The organism is Parabacteroides sp. AF17-28 (assembly GCF_003479205.1).
Lineage (GTDB): Bacteria > Bacteroidota > Bacteroidia > Bacteroidales > Tannerellaceae > Parabacteroides > Parabacteroides acidifaciens.
Genome location: NZ_QUGV01000028.1, coordinates 31,244 through 56,865 on the forward strand (window position 1 = coordinate 31,244; position 25,622 = coordinate 56,865).

At 46.4% G+C, this 25,622-nt stretch carries 22 protein-coding genes; 15 read left to right on the forward strand and 7 right to left on the reverse strand.

Annotated features, from left to right (window positions below):
- Window positions 1-3: 3 nt before the first annotated feature.
- Together DWW90_RS17105 and DWW90_RS17110 are read right to left on the reverse strand one after the other, a co-directional pair.
- Window positions 4-900, reverse strand: a complete 897-nt coding sequence (locus DWW90_RS17105; RefSeq protein ID WP_122345843.1) for a cation diffusion facilitator family transporter — start codon at window positions 898-900, stop codon at window positions 4-6.
- A 24-nt stretch (window positions 901-924) separates the two neighbouring features.
- Window positions 925-2,106: a CHC2 zinc finger domain-containing protein gene (locus tag DWW90_RS17110; RefSeq protein ID WP_122345844.1), complete on the reverse strand. Its 1,182-nt coding sequence runs from the start codon at window positions 2,104-2,106 to the stop codon at window positions 925-927.
- A gap of 245 nt (window positions 2,107-2,351) precedes the next feature.
- Between DWW90_RS17110 and DWW90_RS17115 the strand changes: the two genes are divergently transcribed.
- Both DWW90_RS17115 and DWW90_RS17120 read left to right on the forward strand, forming a co-directional pair.
- The gene (locus tag DWW90_RS17115; protein WP_122345845.1) at window positions 2,352-4,937 is read left to right on the forward strand and encodes a DUF5686 and carboxypeptidase-like regulatory domain-containing protein; all 2,586 of its coding nucleotides are present in this window, start codon (window positions 2,352-2,354) and stop codon (window positions 4,935-4,937) included.
- 1 nt (window position 4,938) lies between these two features.
- Window positions 4,939-6,279 (forward strand): Na+/H+ antiporter NhaC family protein, encoded by a 1,341-nt coding sequence (locus DWW90_RS17120; protein ID WP_353890084.1) that lies wholly within the window; start codon window positions 4,939-4,941, stop codon window positions 6,277-6,279.
- On the opposite strand, the gene DWW90_RS17125 is transcribed toward DWW90_RS17120, so the two are convergent.
- Both DWW90_RS17125 and DWW90_RS17130 read right to left on the reverse strand, forming a co-directional pair.
- Window positions 6,248-6,823: a DJ-1 family glyoxalase III gene (locus tag DWW90_RS17125; protein ID WP_122345847.1), complete on the reverse strand. Its 576-nt coding sequence runs from the start codon at window positions 6,821-6,823 to the stop codon at window positions 6,248-6,250. The genes DWW90_RS17120 and DWW90_RS17125 overlap by 32 nt on opposite strands.
- On the reverse strand, window positions 6,820-8,469 hold the full coding sequence (locus tag DWW90_RS17130; protein ID WP_122345848.1) for an ATP-binding protein: 1,650 nt from the start codon (window positions 8,467-8,469) through the stop codon (window positions 6,820-6,822). Before DWW90_RS17130 ends, DWW90_RS17125 begins: the two co-directional genes overlap by 4 nt.
- A 191-nt stretch (window positions 8,470-8,660) precedes the next feature.
- Here DWW90_RS17130 and DWW90_RS17135 point away from each other — a divergent pair, with 191 nt between their 5' ends.
- From DWW90_RS17135 to DWW90_RS17155, 6 genes are all read left to right on the forward strand, one after another.
- Window positions 8,661-9,962, forward strand: coding sequence for a phenylacetate--CoA ligase family protein (locus tag DWW90_RS17135; protein ID WP_115498989.1), 1,302 nt, complete (start codon window positions 8,661-8,663; stop codon window positions 9,960-9,962).
- A gap of 37 nt (window positions 9,963-9,999) precedes the next feature.
- Window positions 10,000-10,425 (forward strand): acetolactate synthase, encoded by a 426-nt coding sequence (locus DWW90_RS17140; protein ID WP_115498988.1) that lies wholly within the window; start codon window positions 10,000-10,002, stop codon window positions 10,423-10,425.
- Between the two features lie 11 nt (window positions 10,426-10,436).
- Window positions 10,437-10,577, forward strand: coding sequence for a symporter small accessory protein (locus DWW90_RS20675; protein WP_167451648.1), 141 nt, complete (start codon window positions 10,437-10,439; stop codon window positions 10,575-10,577).
- On the forward strand, window positions 10,574-12,133 hold the full coding sequence (locus DWW90_RS17145) for a sodium:solute symporter (RefSeq protein ID WP_115498987.1): 1,560 nt from the start codon (window positions 10,574-10,576) through the stop codon (window positions 12,131-12,133). Before DWW90_RS20675 ends, DWW90_RS17145 begins: the two co-directional genes overlap by 4 nt.
- A 224-nt stretch (window positions 12,134-12,357) precedes the next feature.
- Complete coding sequence (locus DWW90_RS17150; protein WP_122345849.1) at window positions 12,358-13,269, forward strand: ABC transporter substrate-binding protein; 912 nt, start codon at window positions 12,358-12,360, stop codon at window positions 13,267-13,269.
- Window positions 13,270-13,276: 7 nt separating this feature from the next.
- Window positions 13,277-14,656, forward strand: a complete 1,380-nt coding sequence (locus DWW90_RS17155; RefSeq protein WP_122345850.1) for an ATP-binding cassette domain-containing protein — start codon at window positions 13,277-13,279, stop codon at window positions 14,654-14,656.
- On the opposite strand, the gene DWW90_RS17160 is transcribed toward DWW90_RS17155, so the two are convergent.
- Window positions 14,653-16,161, reverse strand: coding sequence for an ATP-binding protein (locus DWW90_RS17160; protein ID WP_122345851.1), 1,509 nt, complete (start codon window positions 16,159-16,161; stop codon window positions 14,653-14,655). The two genes, DWW90_RS17155 and DWW90_RS17160, sit on opposite strands and share 4 nt — an antisense overlap.
- Before the next feature lie 159 nt (window positions 16,162-16,320).
- Here DWW90_RS17160 and DWW90_RS17165 point away from each other — a divergent pair, with 159 nt between their 5' ends.
- Both DWW90_RS17165 and ybaK read left to right on the forward strand, forming a co-directional pair.
- Window positions 16,321-18,447: a Tex family protein gene (locus tag DWW90_RS17165; RefSeq protein WP_115498977.1), complete on the forward strand. Its 2,127-nt coding sequence runs from the start codon at window positions 16,321-16,323 to the stop codon at window positions 18,445-18,447.
- A 3-nt stretch (window positions 18,448-18,450) separates the two neighbouring features.
- On the forward strand, window positions 18,451-18,966 hold the full coding sequence (gene ybaK, locus DWW90_RS17170; RefSeq protein WP_122345852.1) for a Cys-tRNA(Pro) deacylase: 516 nt from the start codon (window positions 18,451-18,453) through the stop codon (window positions 18,964-18,966).
- On the opposite strand, the gene DWW90_RS17175 is transcribed toward ybaK, so the two are convergent.
- Complete coding sequence (locus DWW90_RS17175) at window positions 18,923-19,306, reverse strand: GtrA family protein (RefSeq protein ID WP_122331176.1); 384 nt, start codon at window positions 19,304-19,306, stop codon at window positions 18,923-18,925. The genes ybaK and DWW90_RS17175 overlap by 44 nt on opposite strands.
- Before the next feature lie 103 nt (window positions 19,307-19,409).
- Between DWW90_RS17175 and DWW90_RS17180 the strand changes: the two genes are divergently transcribed.
- From DWW90_RS17180 to DWW90_RS17200, 5 genes are all read left to right on the forward strand, one after another.
- The gene (locus DWW90_RS17180) at window positions 19,410-19,904 is read left to right on the forward strand and encodes a TlpA disulfide reductase family protein (RefSeq protein ID WP_122345853.1); all 495 of its coding nucleotides are present in this window, start codon (window positions 19,410-19,412) and stop codon (window positions 19,902-19,904) included.
- Window positions 19,905-20,001: 97 nt separating this feature from the next.
- Window positions 20,002-20,913, forward strand: coding sequence for a DUF6268 family outer membrane beta-barrel protein (locus DWW90_RS17185; protein ID WP_122345854.1), 912 nt, complete (start codon window positions 20,002-20,004; stop codon window positions 20,911-20,913).
- A gap of 40 nt (window positions 20,914-20,953) precedes the next feature.
- Window positions 20,954-22,027: a sensor histidine kinase gene (locus DWW90_RS17190; protein ID WP_122345855.1), complete on the forward strand. Its 1,074-nt coding sequence runs from the start codon at window positions 20,954-20,956 to the stop codon at window positions 22,025-22,027.
- Window positions 22,024-23,061 carry a sensor histidine kinase gene (locus tag DWW90_RS17195; RefSeq protein ID WP_233547794.1) on the forward strand — a complete coding sequence of 346 codons (1,038 nt, stop codon included), beginning with the start codon at window positions 22,024-22,026 and terminating at the stop codon, window positions 23,059-23,061. The genes DWW90_RS17190 and DWW90_RS17195 overlap by 4 nt, the downstream gene beginning before the upstream one ends.
- A complete protein-coding gene (locus DWW90_RS17200) occupies window positions 23,058-23,783 on the forward strand; it encodes a LytTR family DNA-binding domain-containing protein (RefSeq protein ID WP_122345856.1) in 726 nt (241 codons plus the stop codon). The genes DWW90_RS17195 and DWW90_RS17200 overlap by 4 nt, the downstream gene beginning before the upstream one ends.
- A 257-nt stretch (window positions 23,784-24,040) precedes the next feature.
- Here DWW90_RS17200 and DWW90_RS17205 read toward each other — a convergent pair whose 3' ends face one another.
- A complete protein-coding gene (locus DWW90_RS17205) occupies window positions 24,041-25,384 on the reverse strand; it encodes a citrate/2-methylcitrate synthase (RefSeq protein ID WP_115498970.1) in 1,344 nt (447 codons plus the stop codon).
- Window positions 25,385-25,622 lie beyond the last annotated feature (238 nt).

Below are 25,622 nucleotides of genomic sequence, written 5' to 3' on the forward strand. Positions count from 1 at the left end.
CCTTCATTTTACCGGTTCGACATGTAAAACAATATGAGTTGCCGGACCGTATTTCAACCGCAATTTCCGTTCTATCTCTTTTGTCAGTTCGTGTGCATGGCTGACGGTTGTCTGGCCGTCCACACGGATATGTACCTCGATTGCAAAATCATTGCCGATACGGCGGGTACACAGATTATGCGGGTTCTTCACATCCGGAGTCTCGTTAATGACTGAAAGGATCTCGTCTTCCACTTCTTTAGGCAATGATTTCTCCAACAGGTCATTTATTGCAGGGAGGACCAACTGGAAAGCGACTTTTACAATCAGGATACTGACGATAACAGCCGCGATCGGGTCCAGCACACGCCAGTTGTCGCCCAACAGGATTGCACCGCCGATTCCAAGCGCCGTACCGATGGAAGAAAAAGCATCCGAACGATGGTGCCAGGCATTCGCAATAACCGCCTGGCTGTTTTCCCGCCTGCCGACAGAAAGGGTCAGACGAAACAACGCCTCCTTTATTATTATAGATACGACAGCAGCGAGCAGGGCAATTTTTCCCGGACTTTCAAGCGGCTCATCCATGAAATAAAATCCATATATCTTATTCGCCCCTTCCCAGAAAAGGCCGACTCCTACGCACATCAGGACGATACCGATGACCGAAGTGGCCAACGTTTCATACTTACCATGCCCGTAGTCATGCCCTTCATCCTTCGGCTTTGACGATATATTGATAAAAAGCAGTACGATTACATCCGTTACAAAGTCGGAAAGAGAATGGACGGCATCTGCAATCATGGCACTACTGTGTCCCAATACGCCTGCTACAAATTTGAAAACCAGTAACAGGAAATTGGCTACTGACCCGGTCAGAGTCACCGCCATAATCTTTTTCTTTCTTGTATGCGCTTTCATCCTGCTTTTTATCTCACAATCAATTTATCCGAAATATCGATATAAATAGTCCCAGTTTCTATCTAAAAGACCGGTCAGCTTGTCGATCTTGTTCCGCACTTGAATCAACTCGGACCGTAACTGGAGTTTCTCTTCCAATACTTGCACGCTTGCCAGCTGTTTCGTTATTTCCTCTAATCGGGCAATAAGACGTACGTTTACCGCATCCAGATAATTCAGACGGGTAGACTGACGGATAAAATACTCAAATCGGGCTGGTTCCATCTTATAGTATAAAGATGATAATCCTTTTCTTGGCAAAGGAAAACGATATGGAGTTATTGAAAGATGCGATAATCGGGCGGCCGCTTTTGTCGCTCTGACCTGCTTGGATATTTCATCGGGGTACATAAAGACAACCTGATTCGTCTGTTTTAAAAGCGATTCGATGTGCCGATAAGTCAGTTCCGGCCCGCAACAGGCTACCGTATTGGTGAAACCTGCGGCATGCATGATCATTAAATCCTTGCTGTTCCATACCAAATATGCAAAACCGCATCGTTTTATAGCCTCGATTGCCTGATAAAGCCCCAACAGGTTTGTTTCTCTCAAATCTGCAGGAATGCAAAAGCCTTCTTCTTCTTCTTTTTCTTCCGGAACGTATTTAAGAAAACCTTGTAAACTTCCGCTATCATCCCGGACAGGGAAGAGCTTGCATCCGGAAATCTGTTCATAGGTATCCGGAAGGATATCTGCCGCCACACCAAGCTCCAAATATTGATGGGCATAGGCTAAAAGAGGACTACTGCATGAGTTGGAGGTGAAAGAGTTTAATAACATATTGAACTCTTTTTCTCTATGCTTGGCAGTAAACATACTCTTTTCTTTTTCCTTTTTCCGCTTACTCTTGCGGGCAAGGCATTCCAATCCATTTTCATCAATCGGAATATGGAACCAATCCACCAAAAGGCGTAATGCTTCCCCTTCATTACAACCGACTAACAGTTGTGTCAAGCGGACAACGTCACCGGCTTCTTTACAGACATCACACTCGTAGATTTGATCCGTTACTTTTATTTTAAAAGATTTTTCGTCATCTTTATGAAATGGACAACTACACATTAGTGTTTTTCCTGATTTACTTCCACGATGCAATTCCGCATATTTCTGAACTACATCTTCCAATCTTGCTTCTTGAGCGATTGTTTGCTTCAAATTTTTAATCATAATTAAATTTTGAGGTTTTTCTTGGATAATAAGGCAAATAACCAATTATTGATAAATCCCATGACCCAATCTCTCCTTTTTTTTTTAAGAGAGAACAAATATATGGAGAATTTATCTATAAATCTCATCTTTACTATCCTGTATAAATATTAAAAGATAAAAAACTTAATATTGCCATACTTATCTAACCAATAAAAAAGTCTACCTTTGTTCCTACATTTCCGAGAAGGAAGAACGTTACATACATGATGAAACTTATTGGTTATATATTATTAATAGCTTTGTTACAGTCAGTAACAGGCATCTCCATCTTATACGCTCAGGGTTTTACATCGGCTTCCGGTATCGTAAAAGATTCGATCACCGGCGAGCCGCTCCCATTTGTGTCCGTATATTTTGACGGATCCACTATCGGGGCAATGACAGACGACGACGGAGCGTTTACTCTTCAAAATAATGAGGGATATACGAAGCTGGCAGCCGCCTCATTAGGATATGACACTAAGTTTATCGATCTCAAACCCGGTCAAAAGAACGACAATTTAGTGTTTTTGCTCAAACCGACCGCTTTCGAAATATCCGAAGTCGTAATCAAACCGAAGCGGGAAAAATATACCCGGAAAGATAATCCGGCTGTCGAGCTTATCAAAAATGTAATTGCACATAAGAATGACAACCGGATTGAAGCCAAACCGGAGTACCAGACAGAAGTGTATGAAAAATTGAGTTTGTCGTTGGACAACTTCAACCCAAATCTTGACAAGAATAAATTTCTGAAGAAGTTTAAATTTATCAAGAACTATCTGGACACATCCGAATTCAACGGTAAACCGATCCTGACCGTTTCCGTTCGTGAAAACCTGTCGGATTTCTATTACCGGAAAAGTCCGAAGACAGAGAAGACAATAGTAAGGGCCAAGCGCATGCAGGGAATCGACAAATCTTTGGATGATGGCGGTGGTATCACTTCCAATCTGGAAGAAATATTCAAGAGCGTCAATATCTTTGATAATAACATCCCTATCCTGTTGAACCGTTTTGTCAGCCCTTTATCCTCTACGTTGGCGACAACTTATTACCACTACTATATCATGGACACGCTCGATATAGGAGGTGATAAATGCGTTGACCTCGCTTTCGTTCCGGCGAACAGTGAAAGTTACGGGTTTACCGGACGGCTTTACATAACTCTCGACGGTAATTATGCTGTCAAAAAGGTACTGTTGAACACACCTGCCAACATCAACCTGAACTGGGTAGACAAACTGCGTATCGAACAGGAATTCAAGCGGATGCCGGACAGTACCTGGGTGATCGACCAGGAAAACACCTTTGTCAATTTCTATGTGGTAAAAGGGACACAACAACTATATGCCCATCAGCTCAGGAACTATGATAACTATAATTTCAATGTCCAGAATGCCGATTCGGTCTTCGGCCTCTTGGGGGCGTTACATGTTTTGCCGGAAGCGACCGCGCAACCCGATACTTTCTGGATGCATAACCGTCCCATACCTCTGAAAGAAAAAGAAGATGCCTTGAAAGACTTATTGGCTCAATTGCGCAAGGTCCCAGCTTTCAATGCCATTATCAAGACGGCGGAGATACTGATTACGGGGTATATTCCGACTGCGAACGATAAAAAAGTGACCAAGTTCGACTTTGGCCCGATGAATACGACCTTCAGTGCAAACCATCTGGAAGGTTTCCGTATGCGTGTCGGAGGAATGACAACGGCAAATCTTAGTCCGTATTGGTTTGCAAGCGGCTATCTGGCATATGGGACAAACGACCGTAAATTAAAATACAACCTGAAGCTGACGCATAGTTTCAATAAAAAAGAATATCACGAAGGGGAAAATCCGGTCAACAACTTATCGTTTATCCAGGAATATGACGTGTACACGCCTGGGCAGGACTTCCTTTTTACCAGTAAAGATAACATTTTTGTCGCCTGGAAAGTCGGCGAGCCCGTTACAAAGATGCAGTACATCCGTAAAAGTGTATTGCAATATGAGAAGGAATGGCTGAACGGATTGACTTGGAAGTCATGGCTGATGAATCAAAACAATGAAGCAGCCGGAACGCTCCAGTACATTAAACGCGACGAGACCGGCAAATTATACCTGCTGAAAGATTTTACGACATCCGAGATCGGAACACAGTTGCGCTTCGCTCCGGGTGAACGGTCTTATAACGGACGCTCGGGTAAAGAATCTGTATTCAACCTGTCTAAGGATGCCCCGGTCTTCAAACTCTCCCACCAGTTGGGCATTAAAGGCGTATTAGGAGGTGACTACAATTATAACCATACGGAGATCAGCGCCGAAAAGCGTATCTGGTTGTCTTCATTCGGACATATCGATGCGCAATTGAAAGCCGGAAAGGTTTGGGATAAAGTTCCTTTCCCTCTGCTGGTCCTACCCAACACAAACCAGTCCGTTACAATCCAGCCGGAAGCGTTCCACATGATGAGTGCCTTGGAGTTTGTCACCGACCAATATGTATCCTTTAATGCGACTTACTACCTGAAGGGTTGGATACTAAACCGCATTCCGGGAATTAAGTGGCTGCGTCTGCGCGAAGTGGTTTCCTTTAATATGATATACGGCGGGTTGACGGATAAAAACAATCCGACTTTGACTCCGGGACTCTTCCTGCTGCCGGAAGGAACACAGCCATTAGGCAATACGCCTTATATGGAATGTAGCGTCGGTCTGGAAAACATATTCAAGATATTGCGCATCGATTATTATAGACGACTGACTTACCTGAATCACCCGGATATCAAAAAGGGAGGTATCAGGATTGCGCTACGATTCACGTTCTAATATTACGGTTGCAATGACAGATCAAAATAGTTCCCGACTCCATCACGCCCCAAACCCGTGGGCATTGACGCCACTGGCCGTTTTCCTGTTGTCCTACCTGGTTGTTTCCATTATTGCCGGAGATTTCTACAAGATGCCCATTACAGTGGCGTTTGTGGTTGCTTCGGTTGTTGCCATAGCTATTTCCAAAGGGGGAAAACTAAGTAACCGGATCGAACAATTTTGCCGGGGAGCCGCTAACAGTAACATCATGCTGATGGTGCTGATCTTCATCCTTGCCGGAGCCTTCGCGCAAACGGCAAAGGCGATGGGGGCTGTCGATGCCACCGTAAACTTGGCTATGTCTATTCTGCCCGGCAATTTATTGGCAGCAGGCATCTTTTTAGCAGCTTGTTTTATTTCGATTTCAGTCGGGACTTCAGTCGGAACAATTGTCGCTTTGGCCCCCGTCGCTGTCGGGATTGCGGATAAAACCGGAATGCCCGATGCGCTCATGCTGGGTGTAGTCGTGAGCGGGGCTATGTTTGGTGACAACTTATCCTTCATCTCAGATACGACTATTGTTGCAACCCGGACACAGGGCTGCAACATGAACGATAAGTTTAAGGTAAATATCCGTATCGCTCTTCCTATCGCAATCCTGACAGGTATTATATATGTATTGATCGGTAGCGGGATAGACAGTACATACGAAACGGGACCTATTGAGTGGATCAAGGTTCTGCCCTATCTGGTGGTTTTGGTAACAGCAATTTGCGGTGTAAATGTAATGATGGTTCTGATAATCGGAATTATCCTTTCCGGCGTTGTCGGACTGATTACCGGAGGTTTTGATATTTGGGGATGGAATGCTTCGATGGGGCTTGGTATTACCAATATGGGTGAACTGATTATCGTCACTTTGCTGGCCGGAGGAATGCTGGAAATGATACGGTATAATGGTGGGATCGATTGGATTATTTTAAAGCTGACTTCCCATATCCGTTCCTCAAAAGGTGCAGAAGTAAGTATTGCCGCTTTAATCAGTTTCGCCAATCTTTGCACTGCAAACAATACCATCGCTTTGATTATGGCAGGCCCGATAGCCAAAGACATCGCAGACCGTTTCAAAATAGATCCGAGACGCAGCGCAAGCCTACTGGACATTTTCTCCTGCTTTGTACAAGGTATTATTCCGTACGGAGCACAGTTACTGATGGCAGCAGGCTTAGGACACGTCTCTCCTATCGAGATAATGCAATATCTCTATTATCCTTATTTATTGGGGGCCGGCGCGTTATTGGCAATCGCGTTCAACTATCCCCGGAAATTCACGATTCGGCCTTCGACGACTCCGGATTAGCCACAAGCAAAGCGGCTGCGACTTCTTCCGCGATCTCCTCGTCCTTAAGGTTTTTCAGGATTGTCAAGCCAAAATCGAACACAAAACCGGGCCCTTTACAGGTTATGATATTTTCGTCTTGTTCCACCCCGTTCTCTGTCGGTATAGCTCCGACCATAGTCGGTTCGAAATAAGGGAAACAGGTCGCTTTACGTCCTTTCAGCAATCCTAATCCGCCTAATACCATCGGCCCGGCACAGATAGCAGCCAAAAGCTTTCCTTCCTCATATTTCTGCATGACCAGTTCTTTCAACCGCGTACAGGTATTCAAATGATTACTGCCGGGTATCCCACCCGGTAATACCAACGCATCCGCCGCACTAAAGTCCGCATCTTCAAACAAGTAGTCGGCCACTACCGGTATATTATGGGCGCCCATAACCTTCAGTTCTCCCATAATCGATACCGTAGAAACCCGGACACCGCCCCGACGTAAGATATCCGTCGTACCTAAAGCTTCAATCTCTTCAAATCCTGTAGCCAGGAATAAAAATACATTTTTCATACCTCTATCTTATTTAAATAATACTTAATCTTATGTTTCAGCATCGGAATATCTACCGGTTTGGTCAGATAATCGGTAAAATCATATTCCATTGCCTGCTCTTTTTCCTGTTTAAACGCAAAAGCCGTCAAAGCAAGGATCGGTACGCTTGCCGATAATGCCCGGATCTCTTTTGTTGCGGCATAGCCATCCATCACCGGCATTTTAATATCCATCAGGATTATATCCGGATTATATTTGCGGAACATTTCCACGGCCTGCTTTCCGTCTACGGCATGCAATAGCCGGTATTTCCCTTTGAGAATCGCCTGCAATAATAAATAGTTTTCCAGCACATCTTCTGCTATCAATATCGTATATTGCCCCGGCAGCGCATCAAGTACAGCGTCTTTTGCAAAAACGATATCCTCATTTCCTTCGGTGTCGAGTTTTTCCTCTTCGTTGTCTATAGGAAGTGTGAACCAGAAAGTGGAACCTTTACCCGGTTCAGACTCAACGCCGATTTCGCCACCTAATTTCTCCACGATCATTTTGCAGATCGACAGTCCCAAACCTGTCCCCTGGCGGAAGCTGTCCAGTTTGACAAAACGTTCAAATACCGTTGACAGCTTATCGGAGTCAATCCCGACACCGGTATCGGTAACGGATAAGCGGACACACTCTTTTTCGACTTTGTAAGACAAGGAAATGAAACCGTAAGTCGTGCATTTGATCGCATTGGACATCAGATTGTTTAGCACTTGTTCTATCCGTTGTGCATCTGTAAATACCCGGATAGAAGGCAAAAGGCTTTCATTGAACAACAAAGCAACATCCGATGTCATTTTCAGAGATTGGCTTACATATATATTATGGCAAACATCTTTCAAATCCACCCACGATTTGTTGTAATTAAGCGTACCCGATTCTATTTTCGCAAAATCGAGCATATCGTTGATCAGCTGCAACAACTGTTCACTGCTGTTACTGATAATGGACAGGTATTCCTGTGCCTCGCTGGCATTGTCCGTCTCCGTAATCAGATGGGAGAATCCGACGATTGCATTCAACGGAGTCCGGATTTCATGGCTCATATTCGCAATAAAAGCGTTTTTCATTTTATCTGCTTCTTGCGCTTTGATCAAGTTCAGCTCATTCTCCCGTTGTTCGGTAATATCCCACATCATCGTTAAAATCAACGGAGAAGCCTCCGGGTCCGGATTGGTAATCAGCAAACGGATATTATTCACGATACGGATTCCGCCATCCGGTTTTTCATATTCCACCATATATTTTTCCAGTCGCCCGTTTTTGATGGTCGAATAGTCTTCCGTACGCATTTCATGCGCCCGGCGGGAATCAGGAAACAATTCAAAATCGGTCTTTCCGATTATATCATCAGCTTTAACTCCAGTGAATTGTTCCGCCGCCTGATTAAAGTAGATATATTTGAAACCGGCAAAAATATCCTTTACCGATATTGCCACAAAAATATTGGACAAGATCGTATTCATAAGAATATTCAAAAAATTCAACTTTCTTTGATTAAGAAGGTTTTCATCTTGTATTTCAGACTTTTGTTGATTTTCGTAAAACGTCATCCCGGCTTCCAGCACTTCAATGCGATGGATCAGTTCTTCTTTCGAGAAATCGCTATATTTACTCATTTGTGAAATTATTTAAGGGTCACAACTCTTACATTACCTAACTTGACAAATGTACTAAAAATATTTCAGCTAACAATCCTAAAAAAATTTCCTCTTCCATATTTTCGACCAGAAATATACAATCTATCCAAAATAAAAGATACATTTGCAGTCTAATTTCATGAATTAAACACATAATAATACGAAAAACGATGGAATATTGGCAGAAAGATATTGAAACCATGAGTCGCAAAGATCTGGAAAAGCTACAGTTGGAGCGATTAAAAAAGACAATAGAATTAGCCGGAAATTCTCCTTTCTACAGTAAAGTATTCAAAGAAAACGGCATAACAGCCGATAGTATTCAATCCTTGGATGATTTGCAAAAGATCCCTTTTACGACGAAAGACGATCTCCGCAACAATTACCCCTATGGAATGGCTGCCATACCTATTAAAGACTGCGTACGTATCCACTCGTCCAGCGGAACGACCGGTAACCCGACTGTCGTGTTGCACTCGGCAAAAGACCTCGATCAATGGGCAAATCAGGTTGCACGCTGTATGTATATGGTCGGCATACGCGACACCGATGTTTTCCAGAACACATCCGGCTACGGTATGTTTACCGGCGGCTTGGGATTCCAGTACGGAGCTGAAAAATTAGGTTGCCTGACAGTGCCTGCCGCAGCCGGGAATACCAAACGGCAGATTAAGTTTATTACGGATTTCGGAACGACCTGCCTCCATATCATCCCCAGCTATGCGACCCGTCTGGCGGAAGTGATGTATGAAATAGGTCTCGATCCCCGCCGTGATACCAAGTTGCATACCGTTTGTATCGGTGCCGAACCTCACTCGGAAGAGCAACGCCGCCGCATCGAACAGCTGTTAGGCGTAAAAGCATATAACTGTTTCGGAATGTCGGAAATGAACGGTCCGGGTGTCGCATTCGAATGTACGGAACAAAACGGGCTTCATATCTGGGAAGACAACGTAATCGTGGAGATTGTCGATCCGGTCACTTTGCAGCCGGTAAAAGAAGGCGAAGTCGGAGAAATGGTCCTGACCACTATCAACCGGGAAGCCATGCCCTTGTTCCGCTACCGTACACGCGACCTCACCTGCTTCTTGCCGGGAGACTGTCCTTGCGGACGTACACACAGACGGTTAGCACGTTTCAAAGGCCGCAGCGACGACATGATCATCCTGAAAGGTGTCAACCTCTTCCCGATCCAGATAGAAAAAATATTGATGCAGTTCAAGGAACTGGGCAGCAACTACCTGATCACGATCGAAACGGTAGGAAACAACGACGAAATGCTGATCGAAGTAGAATTGAGCGATCTCTTTACCGACGATTACAGCGTGCTGCAACGTTTGGCAAAAGACGTTACCCGTCAGTTGAAAGACGAGTTGCTGCTGACTCCCCACCTGAAACTTGTGGCCAAAGGCTCCCTGCCGGTACAGGAAGGAAAGGCAGTCCGTGTAAAAGACTTACGCAAACTTTGCTAAAGATTCAAAATTCATAACTCATAATTCATAATTCAAAATGACAGTCAATCAGATTTCTATTTTCCTGGAAAATAAATATGGCAAGCTCAGTGAAATCCTCGCAATGCTGGCCGAAGAAAAGATACGGATTATTGCTGCTACCGTTGCCGACACATCCGAATACGGTATCCTGCGCATTATCGTCAGCGACCCGCAAGAAGCGTACAAAATCCTGAAAAGTAATAACGTCAGTGCAAACCTGACCGACGTACTGGCAATCGTCACCGATTCCTGTGCAGGCAGCTTTGCACAGACATTGTCCTGCTTCACAAAAGCCGGATTGAGCATTGAATACATGTATTGTTTCTCCGTCAAAGAGAAATCGATCCTGATCCTGCGCACAAACAACCGGGAAGCAGCCCGCGAAGTGATCCGCCGCCAGAATCTGGAATATATTTGCGAAAGCGATTTGATTAAACTATAAAACAACTCTACATGTTCGGAATTAGCGACCCTGGCATCTGGCTTGCCTATCTGTTAGCCTTGATATGCCTGTTCTATTCCATTTGGTTTGGCGTAACCCATTGGAATAAAGGCGACGAAGACAGTACTAACTCACAAGAGCCGGAAAAATGAATACACTGACTTTAGGTATCGTAGTAATCATCTATATGTTTATCCTGGCATGGCTGGGATACATCGGATATAAACAGACGAAAAATGCCAGCGACTATTTGCTGGGGGGACGGAAAGTAAACCCCATCATTATGGCCCTTTCCTATGGGGCGACATTTATCTCCGCATCCGCCATTGTCGGCTTCGGGGGTGTTGCCGCCACATTCGGTATGGGAATCCAATGGCTGTGTTTGTTGAATATGTTTATGGGCGTTGTCATCGCTTTTATCGTCTTCGGGCGTAACACCCGCAAATTAGGCGAGAAGTATAATGCCCGTACTTTCCCGCAACTATTGGGAGCTCATTATAAGTCGCGCTCCATACAGGTTTTTATCGCAGCCGTCATCTTTATCGGTATGCCGCTCTATGCAGCAGTCGTGATGAAGGGAGGTGCCGTGTTTATCGAACAGATGTTCCATATAGACCTGCATCTGGCCTTGCTGATCTTCACTCTTATTGTTGCCGCCTATGTGATCACGGGAGGTATCAAAGGTGTGCTGTACACGGATGCCCTGCAGGCGGTCATCATGTTTGCCTGTATGCTGTTCCTCCTTTTCTGGTTCTACCGGGTGATGGATATGGGTTTCATCGAAGCCAACCATAAGCTGACGGAGATAGCTCCGCTGGTTCCGGAACGCTTTAAAGAATTGGGGCATCAGGGATGGACGGCAATGCCGGTAACCGGATCTCCACAGTGGTACACGCTGGTGACTTCTCTCATTTTGGGTGTCGGTATCGGTTGCCTGGCGCAACCCCAGTTGGTGGTACGCTTTATGATGGTGGAAAGCACCAAGCAGTTGAACCGGGGCGTCTTGATCGGCTGTGTCTTCCTGATTGTAACAGTTGGAGCCATTTATCATGTCGGTGCCCTGTCGAACCTGTTTTTCCTGAAAACGGAAGGCGTGGTTGCTTCCGAAGCGATCAAGGATATGGACAAAATTATCCCGCTGTTTATCGGCCGGGCGATGCCGGAATGGTTCAGCGCCGTGTTTATGTTGTGTATCCTGTCGGCAAGTATGTCCACGCTCAGTGCGCAGTTCCATACAATGGGAGCCTCTTTCGGCGCCGATATTTTCCCCGGGTTGGGACATAAGAAGAGCAACACGAACTCGACAATGGGCGTACGTATCGGCGTGCTTTGTGCCATTTTGGTCAGTTACATTATCTGTTATACGCTGAGTGCAGGTATTATCGCACGCGGAACAGCCCTGTTCATGGGGGTTTGTGCCGTTACTTTCCTTCCCGCCTACTTCTGTTCCCTTTTCTGGAAGAAAGCGACCAAGGAAGGAGCGCTTGCCAGTTTATGGACAGGGGCGTTGGCAAGTCTTTTTGCGATGTTGTTCCTTCATAAAGCGGAAGCAGGTGCAGTCGGCCTCTGCAAAATGTTATGTGGCCGGGATGTCTTGATCGATGTTTATCCCTGGTTTGCTATCGATCCGATCCTGTTTGCATTGCCGTTATCAGTTCTTGCAATGGTTTTGGTAAGCCTGATGACGTATAAAAAACAAGCAGTTTAAAGATATTAGCTTTTATTAAAAGCGAAAGAACAAAATTTAATACATTATCTATTGACAGCTACAGGAATACCCGTATATTTGCACTGTGGTTTTTTCATAATAGTATTAGATTTAAGGTTAACAAAGTTGGTTAGGGGTTGTCGTGAGACAGCCTTTAATTTTTTATATACATTCCTTCCTGCAAATCCAGCGTTTTTGTTTAAGTTTGCGTAAATTTTGAAGCGATGACATTTCTCAGATGCCTTTGTTTGCTATTTATTTTATGCTGTTGCAACAGTCCGAAGAAAGAAGCCGAAGCGATACGCGTCTCCGTCCTTCGCGGCCCGTCTGCCATTGCTTTTGCCGAATGGATGGGTAATGCGCCGGAAATTGACGGCAAGCCGGTTCTTGTACGGCTGGTCGATTCTCCTGACTTGATGCAGGCTGAAATGATTAAGGGAGAAGCCGATATCGCCGTACTGCCTATGATCAGCGCCGCCAACCTGTATAATAAAGGTGTACAATACCATTTGGCCGGATGTCCGATATGGGGCACTCTCTACTTGGTCGGCAAACCCACCAAAGAAACTTCCGAAGGGGGTAAGCCCGTTTTGCATATATTCGGTGCAGGAACTACGCCGGATATCCTCACACGTTATTATCTCGACAGGCATAAACTCGATTATTCCCGAAACTACACATTCACGACTGCACGCGAAGTGATGCAAGGACTGCTGGCCGGAAAGGTGGACAACGCCGTCTTGGGGGAGCCATTCCTGAGTATGGCTTTGCGTAAGGACAGCACGCTGCAAATCCTGGCAGACCTTAACAGGCCGGATTCCGCCTTTTCCGGATTCGCCCAGACAGCGGTACTCTATGCACCTGCCCTAAAAGAAAAACAGGCTGAAATGGACAGCCTGCTCCGATCTTCCTGCCGTTTTGCAACCGGGCATCCGGAACAGGCGATCTGCATACTGGAAACGGAAGGTGTCTTTGCACCGGGAATGCTGACTCCCGAAAGCGTTGAACGGTGTAAGATCGATTATAAGCCTGCCTCCGAAGCAAAAGAAAACATAGTCCGTTTCTTACAATTGATAGAAGAATATGAACCGAAAGCCCTCGGCGGGAAACTCCCGGACGAAGGCTTCTATAAATAGCCGGATCATGAAGAAAAGCGTCTTTACACTCATATCGATCGGCCTTTTATTGCTCGCCTGGCAACTGCTGGCAATGCTTGTCGGCTTGCCGGACCTGGTGCCGTCCGTGCCCCGCCTGTTGGAGACACTCGTTACGCTTTTCACATCCGGATCGTTCTATCAGTCTGTTGCAGCCACTCTGCTACGGGGCATTACAGGCATGCTAATCTCTTTGATCGCTGCTACGGGAATCGCTTTCCTGTTCAATAAGCGGGAATGGATATACGAGTTGTTCCGTCCCTTGCTGGCAATTATGCGGTCCGTTCCGGTTATCTCCTTTATCCTTCTGGCATTGATTTTCCTCCGTCAGGAAAGCATTCCCCTGATGATTGCTTTCCTGACCATGTTTCCGCTCCTTACGGAAAACCTGACAAAAGGAATCCGCAACCAGCGGAAAGAACTTTCAATCATGGCCCGCCAATTCCGGATCGGACGGTGGAACAAGTTGACGCAAGTCATCTATCCACAATTGAAACCATTCCTGTATAGCGGCCTCGCTTCTGCATCCGGCTTCGGCTGGCGTGCCATTATCATGGGAGAAGTATTGGCGCAGTGTAATCCGGGTATCGGAGGGGAGATGAAACAGGCACAAGTCTTCATTGCAGTTCCCGAACTGATGGCGTGGACGATTGTAGCGATACTGATCAGTTATCTTTTTGATAAAGGGATCAGTTGGTTGGGGAAACAGCAATTTCCTATATATTATAACAAACATACCTCCGAATTGCTGGCACCAAAGGGTTATTGCGAAATCCGGATGGACAATGTTTCATTCCAATACGACACACAGACTGTGTTGTCCCATTTCAGCTATACCTTTGAGAAAGGTGTTATCTACGGAATCACAGCACCTTCCGGAACCGGCAAGACAACATTGCTCAACCTTGCCGGCAACATTTTGCAACCGACACAAGGAGAGATCGAAAAGGCCTGTAAAGGAGGAATAGCCTGCGTATTCCAAGAACCGGAACTGCTTGACCAACTGACAATAACAGAAAACATCGCTTTCCCTTTAGCGGCTCATTTAAAGAAAGAGGCCGCTTTGCAACAAGCTGTTTCCTTACTAAAGGAGATGGAATTAGAGGGGCTGGAAAACCGTTTTCCGTATGAATTGAGTTTCGGGCAGCAACAACGGGTTGCAATCGCCCGCGCCCTCGCCTATCCTTCCCCGCTCCTGCTGATGGACGAACCGTTCAAAGGATTGGACGAAGCCTTGTGCAGCCGGATTATCGGACGTATTCGCCAGCGGCAGGCCATAAGCGGTCAAACGGTTCTTTTCTCCTCCCATAATCCGGAAGAATTGCGATTATTGGCTGACCGGATCATCCGGCTGAACCAGCCGGATTAGGAAACTTTTATCGGCGTGCAGGGAATCGCAAACCAGAAGGTAGACCCTTTTCCTACTTCCGACTCGACGCCTATTTCCCCTTTTAGCATCGAAATAATGGTTTTGCAGATGGAAAGCCCGAGCCCTGTTCCCTGTTTAAACATATCCAATTTGACAAAGCGGTCAAAGACAGACGACAGATGTTCTTTCGCGATACCGGTTCCCGTATCTGTGACATACGCATAAATTCCCGTTTCCGTAATTCTATATCCGAAACGGATGGAACCGGAAGAGGTAAACTTTATCGCATTAGACAGGAAATTGGTAATCACCTGCGTTAACCGCGTCTTTTCCGATTCGATATAATAATCATTGCCATCGGTCTCGAAACAGACCTTCACACCCGTTTCGGCCCGAAGGGAAAAGGCCCGCTCCTGCGGTTGGAATATCTCATTCAGACGGAAAGTAGTGTACACGAACTCCAACTTGCCGGATTCGATCTTGGAGATGTCCAGAATATCTCCGATCAGCTGCAACAGAAACTCGTTGCTCGACTGGATAATCTGCAGATACTCCTGCTTCTCTTCTTCCGTATCGGCCTGTGCCAGCAGAGTAGAGAAACCTACGATCGCATTCAACGGCGTACGGATTTCATGGCTCATATTCGCGATAAAGGCCGATTTCATCCGGTCGCTTTCCTCTGCCAGATGTTTGGCCCGGACATCTTCCTCATGTTGCTTGTCCACCGTAATATCGCGCAGAATACCAATTGCTTTGGATGGCTTGCCGTCCTTGTCATATTCATAGACTTCCCCTATCTTTTCCAGCCACACATATTCGTCAGAGAAATAATGGCAACGGAAACTCAGGCGGAGCGAATCGGTTTCTCCCCGTGCAAAAGCATTCACCACATCCCGGTACATTTGTTGCTCATCCGGATGTATCTTTTCAGTAAAGCTTTCGTGGGTAATAAACGTATGAATAATCTCTCCGTCTTTGGCAAAAGAGAGCTCGGCTGTCTCATTGATCACATCCCAAATCCAGGGATATATCTTCCCGGCCTGACAGGAAAGGGCCAGACGCTTGTTGTTTTCCTGCTGCTCCTCTTCGATCTGTTGCTGACGGGTGATATCCCAGGACATTCCCAACAAATAAGGGTCTTTTCCTTCACGGGGAACCAACATCTTCATCGTATCGATCGAGCGAAGGACACCTTCCCTGTCTATCATTTGCTCAACAAACCGCTGTGTTTTCCGGCTTTTCAACACATCCAGATCCTTATCCCGGAAAGCCTGTGCCACTACGGGATCGTTAAATAGTTCAAAATCAGTTTTTCCGACAATATCTCCGTGATACTGCCCAAATAACTGTTCCATCATCGGACTGGCATAAACATAGCGGAAATCATTACCCGTATCCTTCACAAAGAGATACATCGGAACGGAACTAACGATATTTGAAAGCAAACCGGATAAATCCTTATATTCTTGTTCTAATACTTTTTCATCAGGAAAGACTGACATCATACATGCAAAATTTTATGATATAAGAAAAACATTCGAGTGACAAATGTCTTGAAAATAAACGTCACTTGCAAATATTTCGAGAAAGAACTCGTGAGCGGAAGCTAAATAAACGCCAAACTATTATCTTTGCGACTTAAACATAAAGATTTTAAAAGCTATATGATCACATCATTCCATGCACTCATCTCACGCATCCTGAACATCCCCGCCGGACAGGTGGAGCGAACCATCGGATTGCTGAACGAAGGTGCAACCATCCCTTTCATCAGTCGTTACCGGAAAGAAGTAACCGGAGGACTGGATGAAGTACAGATCGGGAATATCAAGGACCAGCTGGATAAGCTGACCGAGCTGAAAAAGAGAAAAGAGACGATCCTCTCCTCTATAGAAGAACAAGGGAAGCTGACCCCCGAACTGAAAAAGCGTATCGAGGACTCGTGGGACAGTACGGAAATAGAAGACATCTACCTTCCCTATAAACCCAAGCGCGTCACTAAGGCGGAGATAGCCCGCAAGAAAGGTCTCGAACCGCTTGCCAAGGTCGTGATGATGCAAAACGAACCGAACCTGCTCGCACGGGTAAAAGCATTCATAAAGGGAGAAGTAAAAAACGCCGAGGAAGCCTTGCAGGGAGCCCGCGATATCATTGCCGAATGGGTGAACGAGAACGAAGAAGCCCGTAACGCCGTACGTAATTCCTTTTCACACACAGCAATCATCACCTCCAAAGTGATCAAAGGAAAAGAGGAAGAAGGCGCCAAATATCGTGATTACTTCGACTTCAGCGAACCGTTGAACCGGGCCAGTTCGCACCGTCTGCTGGCACTTCGGCGGGGAGAGGCCGAAGGCATCCTGCGTGTCGGCATCTCACCGGATACGGATAACTGCCTGGACCGCCTGAAACGCCGTTTCGTACGGGGACGGAATGAAGCCTCCGAACAGGTAGCGACCGCCGTCGATGACTCGTTCAAACGTCTTCTGAAGCCTTCCATCGAAACCGAGTTTGCCAATCTCAGCAAGGCGAAAGCCGACGAAGAAGCGATCCGCGTATTTGCCGAGAACCTGCGCCAACTGTTGCTGGCTCCCCCATTGGGACAAAAGCGCGTGTTGGGAGTCGATCCCGGTTACCGGACCGGCTGTAAGCTGGTCTGTCTCGACGCACAAGGGGCGTTGCTGCACAACGAAGCCATCTATCCGCATCCGCCCCAGAACGAAAAAGGTAAGGCTGCAGCAAAAGTAGCCCAGCTGGTTTCGACCTATGCCATCGACGCAATTGCTATCGGCAACGGGACGGCAAGCCGCGAGACGGAACAGTTCATTACCAACATCCGTTACGACCGCAAGGTGCAGGTGTTCGTTGTCAGCGAAAATGGCGCCTCCATCTATTCGGCGTCCAAGATAGCCCGCGACGAGTTTCCGCAATACGACGTGACGGTTCGTGGAGCCGTCAGTATCGGCCGCCGCCTGATGGATCCGCTTGCCGAATTGGTTAAGATCGATCCGAAAAGCATCGGCGTAGGCCAATACCAACACGACGTCGAACAAGGCGCGCTGAAAAAGAGCCTCGACCAGACCGTCGAAAGCTGCGTGAACCTGGTCGGCGTCAATGTCAATACGGCCAGTAAGCATCTGCTCACTTATATCTCCGGCCTCGGTCCAACGCTGGCGCAGAACATCGTGGATTACCGTACCGAGCACGGTCCTTTCCAATCCCGCCGCGAACTGATGAAAGTTCCCCGTATGGGTGAAAAGGCATTCGAACAGAGCGCCGGTTTCCTCCGTATTCAGGAAGGTAAGAATCCGCTGGATAATTCGGCTGTACACCCGGAAAGTTATCCGATCGTGGAACAGATGGCAAAAGATCTGAAATGCACGGTTGCCGAACTGATCTCCAACAAGGAGTTGAAGAAGAAGCTCGACCTGAAGAAATACGTTACGGACAAAGTCGGTATGCCGACACTGCTCGACATCATGGAAGAGCTTGACAAACCGGGACGCGATCCCCGCCAGGCCATCCAAGTATTCTCTTTCGACCCGACGGTCAAGACGATCGAAGACCTGAAAGAGGGACAAGTCTTGCCGGGTATCGTCACGAACATCACAAACTTCGGATGTTTCGTCGATGTGGGTATAAAGGAAAACGGGTTGGTGCACATCTCCGAGTTAGCGGACCGTTTCGTCAGTGATCCGACCCAGGTCGTCTCGATCCACCAGCATGTGAAAGTAAAGGTTTTAAGCGTTGATCTCGTCCGTAAGCGGGTTCAACTTTCTATGAAAGGAATATAAACAATGAAAATTAACAAGACAAACGTAGCACGCCTGCTGGATAAGGCCAAAGTAGCCTACCAGCTGGTCCCCTACGAAGTAGATGAAAACGATCTGAGCGCAACACACGTTGCCGCTCAGTTGGGCGAGAATGTAGCACAGGTTTTCAAAACGTTAATCCTGCATGGCGATAAAAACGGTTATTTCGTCTGTGTCATCCCCGGAGCCAACGAAGTCGATTTGAAGAAAGCCGCCAAAGTCTCCGGCAACAAAAGCTGCGAAATGATCCCCGTCAAGGAATTGCTCCCGCTCACCGGTTATATTCGCGGCGGCTGCTCTCCCATCGGCATGAAGAAACATTTCCCGACTTACATCCACCATACAGCCGAACAATTCGACCATATCTATGTAAGCGCCGGACAGCGAGGCTTGCAGATACAGCTTGCCCCTGCGGATTTGATCCGGGAGGCACGGGCGGAGGTGGCGGATATTATAGTTACCGATGCAAGAACGTCACCCGCTTGTTCATCAGATAATTGACAGCTCCATACACGAAAAGCCCCAGGAACTGTGCCAGGTATTCATTCAAGTCGAGCACTTCGACCATCACGAGCAGGGCAAGGAACTGGGCGAAATAGGCACAACCAAAAGCGATCAGGAACAAGGGGACCTCGCGGCGGAATTTCCCTTCGCGGGAAGTAAAGATCCAGTATTTGCTCCAGAAGAAGTTATTGATCTGGGCAATGATGTAGGCGGTGATATTCGTTGCAATATAATTGCAGTCGAATTCATCCATCATCAACCAGACTACAGCGACCGTAATCAGTGCATTCAATGTACCAATCAGCATAAACCGGACTACAGGTGTAACTTCTGCCATTTTACTTTTCTTGTTAGAAATCGAGAGGCAAATATACAGGAAATATACAAATAACCATGCAACAAGATATGAAGTATAACGATTAAACTATATATTTGTCGCTATGAAACACCTTTTATTCTGCATAATCAGCCTGTTATCTTTCCAGGCTTGTGTCCGGGAAGATGTACCTTCTTCCGGCAGCTTTGCCTTGAAGGAAGGCGACCCGTTACCCGCGTTCAGCATTGCCAACCGGCATGAAACGATATCGGTAAATGATTTGAAAGACAAAACAGCTTTGATCATTTTCTTCAGCACGATCTGTCGGGATTGCCAGCAGGCTTTTCCAAATATAAACGCCCTATATAAAGAATACGAAGACAACCCGTCCGTCCGCGTCCTCCTGATTGCCCGCGACGAAACGGAGGAACAAGTCTCGGCCTATTTCCGGAAACACAGCTATGATATGGAATTTTTCACGGACCCGGAACGGAAAGTCTACTCCCTTTTTGCCGATAACACCATTCCCCGCGTCTTCCTTGCCGACCAGACCGGCAAGATCATCCTGACACAAACAGAAAAGGTCGATGCCGGAGAAATCCGGGCGAAAGTATATTAAAACAGGTATTTCATCTATGTATTTCCCCTTTTCATCTCTTTAAAATAACAGCGTTGCCGACTTTTATAGTTTTGCAGACACATTATAAAAAAAGAGTATGAAATATTTAGTAGGAAGTTTGATTCTTGCCGTCCTGACAGGCAGCCAACCGGTAATGGCGCAGGCATTTCTGAAAGCAGAGTATATGTCTGCAACAAATTTCCGGGACGTAGACAACAATAAGACCGGAGGAAAAGGGGATGCCAAAGTCGTGCAGGCCGGTTTTAATATCCCGATCGTTGCGAAAACAGACGAGCATGATAAATTGATCTCTGCATGGGGCATTACGTGCGGAGGATCATATACCACGATGAACAACGACGGACTTGCCGCCGAAATAAACCTCTCTTCCATCCTCGATGCGCAAATCGGTCTGATGCATACGCGCCCGATCAGTGAAAAATGGTCGTTGATCGCTTCCGTCGGGATCGGGATTTATACGGATGCCGGTAAGTTCTCCAAATTCTCTTTCAAGGATCTGATGGGAAATGGAGGCGTTCTCTTTGTCTGCCATCTGAAGCCCAACCTCGATATAGGCGGAGGGATTATGCTGAACAGTACGTTTGGCTATCCGATGGTTTTCCCGGGCTTTTATATCAACTGGACACTGACGGGGCGTTATACGGTGGAAATATCCATGGTGAATGCGATCGAGATGTCGTGCGGCGTCCGGCTCAACGAGTCGTTCAACCTGAAACTGATTGCCTCTATGGATGGTATGCTTGCCTTTACGGAGCAAGACGATAAAAAGCAAATGTTCACCCAACAATATATCGTAGCCGGGCTTCAACCGGAGTTTGTATTGGGCAAAAACCTGACGCTCCCTGTTACGCTCGGCATCTCCCCTTACCGGACAGCGTTCTATACAGACCGTACCTTAAAGGCCTTCTTCAAGGATACGGGAAAAGATTTCGATCCGCATTTTTCGCTTTCCCCTTATATTAGTGCGGCAATTAAGTACGGGTTCTAAGAAAAATAACCATCTTTATCGGATATAAGATAAAACAAATATGCAGACAAGACAGAACATCTCGGACGATATGCTTATGAATTTCCTGATGGCTCCACGCTACAGGATATACAGGCATCTTATCCTGATTTTCTTCGTAATGATGATCTCGATCAATCTGGCGCATTTCACATTTTATGAAGACAACGTCTTTTTCCGCCGCGCCATCCTGCTTGAAAGCGCCGGTTCCCTCATGCTCTTTCTTGCGGCGATCTACCTGAATATATATGTGCTGATCCCCCGGTTGATGCTGAAGAAAAAGTACGGACTATACGGGCTGGCACTTTTCTTAGTGGTTTCTTTCCTGATACTGACCGCATTTCTATACGATTATTGTACCTATAAATCATACGGAGTGGAGTTTGGGCAATATTCGTATTTCTATAAGAACCGTTTCTTTCCATTGGAAATCGTGTCGAATTTTCTGCTATTTATGATTTGCTGCATCGGTCCTTCGATGATCACATTGCTTCGCCACTGGCTCGACTACGGGCAACGGGCAAGCGAGTTGAAAAAAGAAAAGCTCCATTCGGAATTAGAACGGTTGAAGAACCAGGTCAGCCCGCAGTTTCTGCTGAATATGCTATCCAAGGCAACGGAATTGGCTGTCGTAGACCCACGACAAACATCCGCTATCCTCGTCCAGTTGGGAAAACTGCTCCGCTATCAGCTCTACGACAGCAGCCGGGAAAAGGTATTCCTTTCGGCCGACCTCTCTTTTTTAGAAAACTTCCTGAATCTGGAAAAGATGCTGAACCCGATGCTGCGTTTTACGATCACAAAAGAAGGACCGGTCAATTATTTGTTGGTTCCGCCCCTGCTTTTTATCCCGTTCGTCGAATATTTCATCTATCAGAGCGAACGGATAGAGAAAGAATACTACATCCATCTGGCCTTCCGGGTGGAAAAAGGAGAACTCATCTTCAGTTGTGCCAGTTCCGTCCGGCATCATGATGTTTCCAAGCTCGACAATATCCGTCGCCGGTTAGAACTGTTATACGAAACATACTCCTTAGAAGAAGTACAAGGCGATACGGAAAACAGGATTAATATGCACTTAACTCTAAGCCGATGAATGCAATCGTAGAACTTCTGATCAGCCGTAAATACCATATCCTCCGCCATTCTTTACTGTTGGCAGTGAGCCTTATTATGGCAATTGCAAATTTCTATAACGAATATCCATTCGGAGACCATCCCATAGTCGGCTCTCTTTTGATGGCGGTATTTTTGATACCGATCTATGCAAACGTGTATATATTGGTTCCGCGCTTGCTGTTCAGGAACCGGTTCTTTTCCTATCTGATGATGATGGCGGCAGTAGTTTTTATGACCATCCTGTTGGTTATATGCCTGCAATTGATTTCGAACAATGATCTTCAAAAGAATTTACAGGAAGCGGATTGGTCGATTATTATTCTGAACTTCTTTTCTTCGGTCTTTTCGCTGGCGTTGACGATTGCCGGTACGACTTCCATTCTGCTTTTCCAGCATTGGGTCATTTATGAACAGGAGATACGGGAGCTGGAAGAAACCACGATGCAGTCGGAACTGGAACAACTGAAGAACCAGATCAACCCGCATTTTCTCTTCAATATGTTGAACAATGCCAATGTGCTGACGCAGGAAAATCCGGAAGAGGCGGCAAAGGTGCTTCGCAAGCTGAATGAACTGCTAAAATATCAGCTGAACGACCGCAACGCAGTGTCCGTCCGGCTGGAAGATGAGATTCATTTCCTAACCGATTTCCTCAATCTGGAAAAGTTGAGACGGGATAACTTCAATTTTATTATCACCCGCGAAGGTCCGGTCGAAGAAGTCTCGCTCCCTCCGCTCCTGCTGATACCTTTTGTGGAGAACGCGGTGAAGCACAATAATGATAACTGCAATCTCTCGTATGTCCATCTCCTTTTTAGGGTGGAAAGAGGATGCCTGCAGTTTATATGCGTCAATTCAAAGCCCACTTTCAGTCAGGAGGAAAAACGGGACGGAGGCTTAGGGCTTGCCAATATCAAACGGCGCCTGCAACTCCTGTATGGGAAGGACCATACGCTGCGTATAGAAGAAAACAAGATAACATATACAATCGATTTACAAATAAAATTATGAATTGCATTATAGTAGATGATGAACCGTTAGGCCGCAAAGCTATCGAATTACTGATACAGGAAACACCTGCACTGCATCCGGCAGGCAGCTTCGGCGACGCAGCCACAGCCGGGCTGTTCCTGCAACAACATCCGGTCGACCTGGTCTTTCTGGATATTAAGATGCCGGGTATCAACGGACTGGATTTTGCCCGTACCATCCACCGCAACACGCTGGTGATCTTCACGACCGCCTACGTCGAATATGCGTTGGATAGTTATGAAGTGGATGCCATCGACTACCTCGTCAAACCGATCGAACAGGAACGTTTCCGGAAGGCGGTGGAAAAGGCCATTGTCTATCATCGCCTGCTGACAGTGGAGACGCCAAGCAGCAGTATCGAATCGGTGATAGACGACTGTATGTTCGTGAAAGCCGAACGGCGCTTCTTCAAAATCTTCTTCCGGAACATTCTTTTCGTTGAAGGGCTGAAAGATTATGTCGTGATACAGACTGTCGACCAACGCATCATTACCCGGATGAATCTGAAGTCGATCAACGAGCTGCTCCCGCATAACACCTTTCTGAGGATAAACAAGTCTTATATCGTCAACACGACGCATATCGAGTCGTTCGACAATAATGATGTCTTTATCAGAAAATACGAAATTGCGATCGGAAACAGTTACCGGGAGGCGTTTATAGAAGAATACATAAAAAAGAACGGCATCAATCTCTTGTAATGCCGTTCCTTCTTAAAGATTAATTTTTATAGCATCAATACCATGACGGGATATGTCTAAAGTAAGTTTTAATGCTTTAGCATGTCATTGCGGGATGTGTCAAAAGTAAGTCCTAACGCTTTAGCGTGTCATTGCGGGCTTGACCCGCAACCTCATACTAATCATTGTAAACCAGTTTAGTATGAGATGGCGGGTCAAGCCCGCCAGGACACAGACGCTATAAATGAAACTTTAACATACGGTCGTACATACAGCGTTTACCTTTCGGCAATCGGCGTATAAGTCTGCTCTTCGAGTACATTCTTGTAGGCCGGGCGGATGATGCGTTTTCCTTCGAAGTTCAGTTCTTCGATGCGGTGGGCGGTCCAGCCGACAATACGGGCCATAGCGAACAACGGCGTGTAAATTTCCTGTGGCAGCCCAATCATTTCATAAACGAAGCCGGAATAGAAATCGACGTTTGAGGAGACACGTTTCTTCGTTCCCTTATGCTTGGCGAAACATTCGATGGCACGTTCTTCGAGCAATTCGAGGAAGGCAAACTCTTCTTCGCGTCCTTTCTCCTTCGCCAGATCGCGTGCCAACTCTTTCAGGACGACGGCACGGGGATCGGAGATCGTATAGACGGCATGGCCGATACCGTAGATCAAGCCGGTCTTGTTATACGCATCTTTATTCAGCATCCGCATAAAATAAGTATCTATCTCGTCGATGTTCTTCCAGTCGGCGATGTTTTCCTTCAAGTGGTGGAACATATCGACTACCTGAATATTGGCGCCTCCATGCAACGGGCCTTTCAACGAGCCGATACCGGCGGCAATGGATGAATAGGTGTCCGTACCAGTGGAACTGGTCACGCGGACAGTGAAAGTCGAGTTGTTACCACCGCCGTGTTCTGCCTGCAAGACAAGCAACAGGTCCAGTGTACGTGCCTCCAGGTCGGTAAAGTCTTTCTTGAGCATATGGAGGAAGTTCTCGGCAATCGACAGGTTCTCATGCGGGTGGCGGATATGCAGCGAACGGCCCTGCTGGCTGTGACGGTAAATATTGTAGGCATAGGCGATGATGGTCGGAAAGCGCGAGATCAGCTCGATCGACTGGCGCATCAAGTTGTCGCGCGACGTGTCGTCGGGGTTCGGATCGAAAGTGTACATTTCGAGCACGCTACGTGCCAGTATGTTCATGATGTTCTGTCCTTCGAGGTCGAGGATGTTCATCTTCGTTTTCTGTTCGAGCGGCATGCTGTCGCAGATCAGTTCCCTGAAACCCGCCAACTCTTCCTTGTCGGGAAGCTTTCCGGACAGGAGCAGGTAGGCAACCTCTTCGAAACCGAAACGTTTTTCCTTGATCAGACCATGCGCGATGTCTTCCACGTCGTATCCGCGATAAAAGAGCTTTCCGGGGATTGCTTTCAAGCCGCCTTCCGGCAGACGTTCGTAGCCGACAACGTTACCTATTTTTGTCAGACCGACCAGTACACCCGTACCGTCTTCGTTACGAAGCCCGCGCTTCACATTGTATTTTGGAAACAAATCGTTGTCTATTTTGCAAGCCTCTTTGGATGCGTCAGACAGTTTGTAAATGATATATTCCTTTTTCATCGTAGTAAATTTAAATTGCATTCATATATAAAAAACTTATTGCATTATCCATAAAACACGTTTTATGGTACTTTGTCATGCGATTTAGTACTGTAAAACACGTTTTATGGTATGAAAGCATATACTTTTGCACTGTAAAACGTGTTTTATGGTATGAAAGCATATGCTTTTGCACTGTAAAACGTGTTTTATGGTATGAAAGCATATGCTTTTGCACTGTAAAACGTGTTTTACGGTA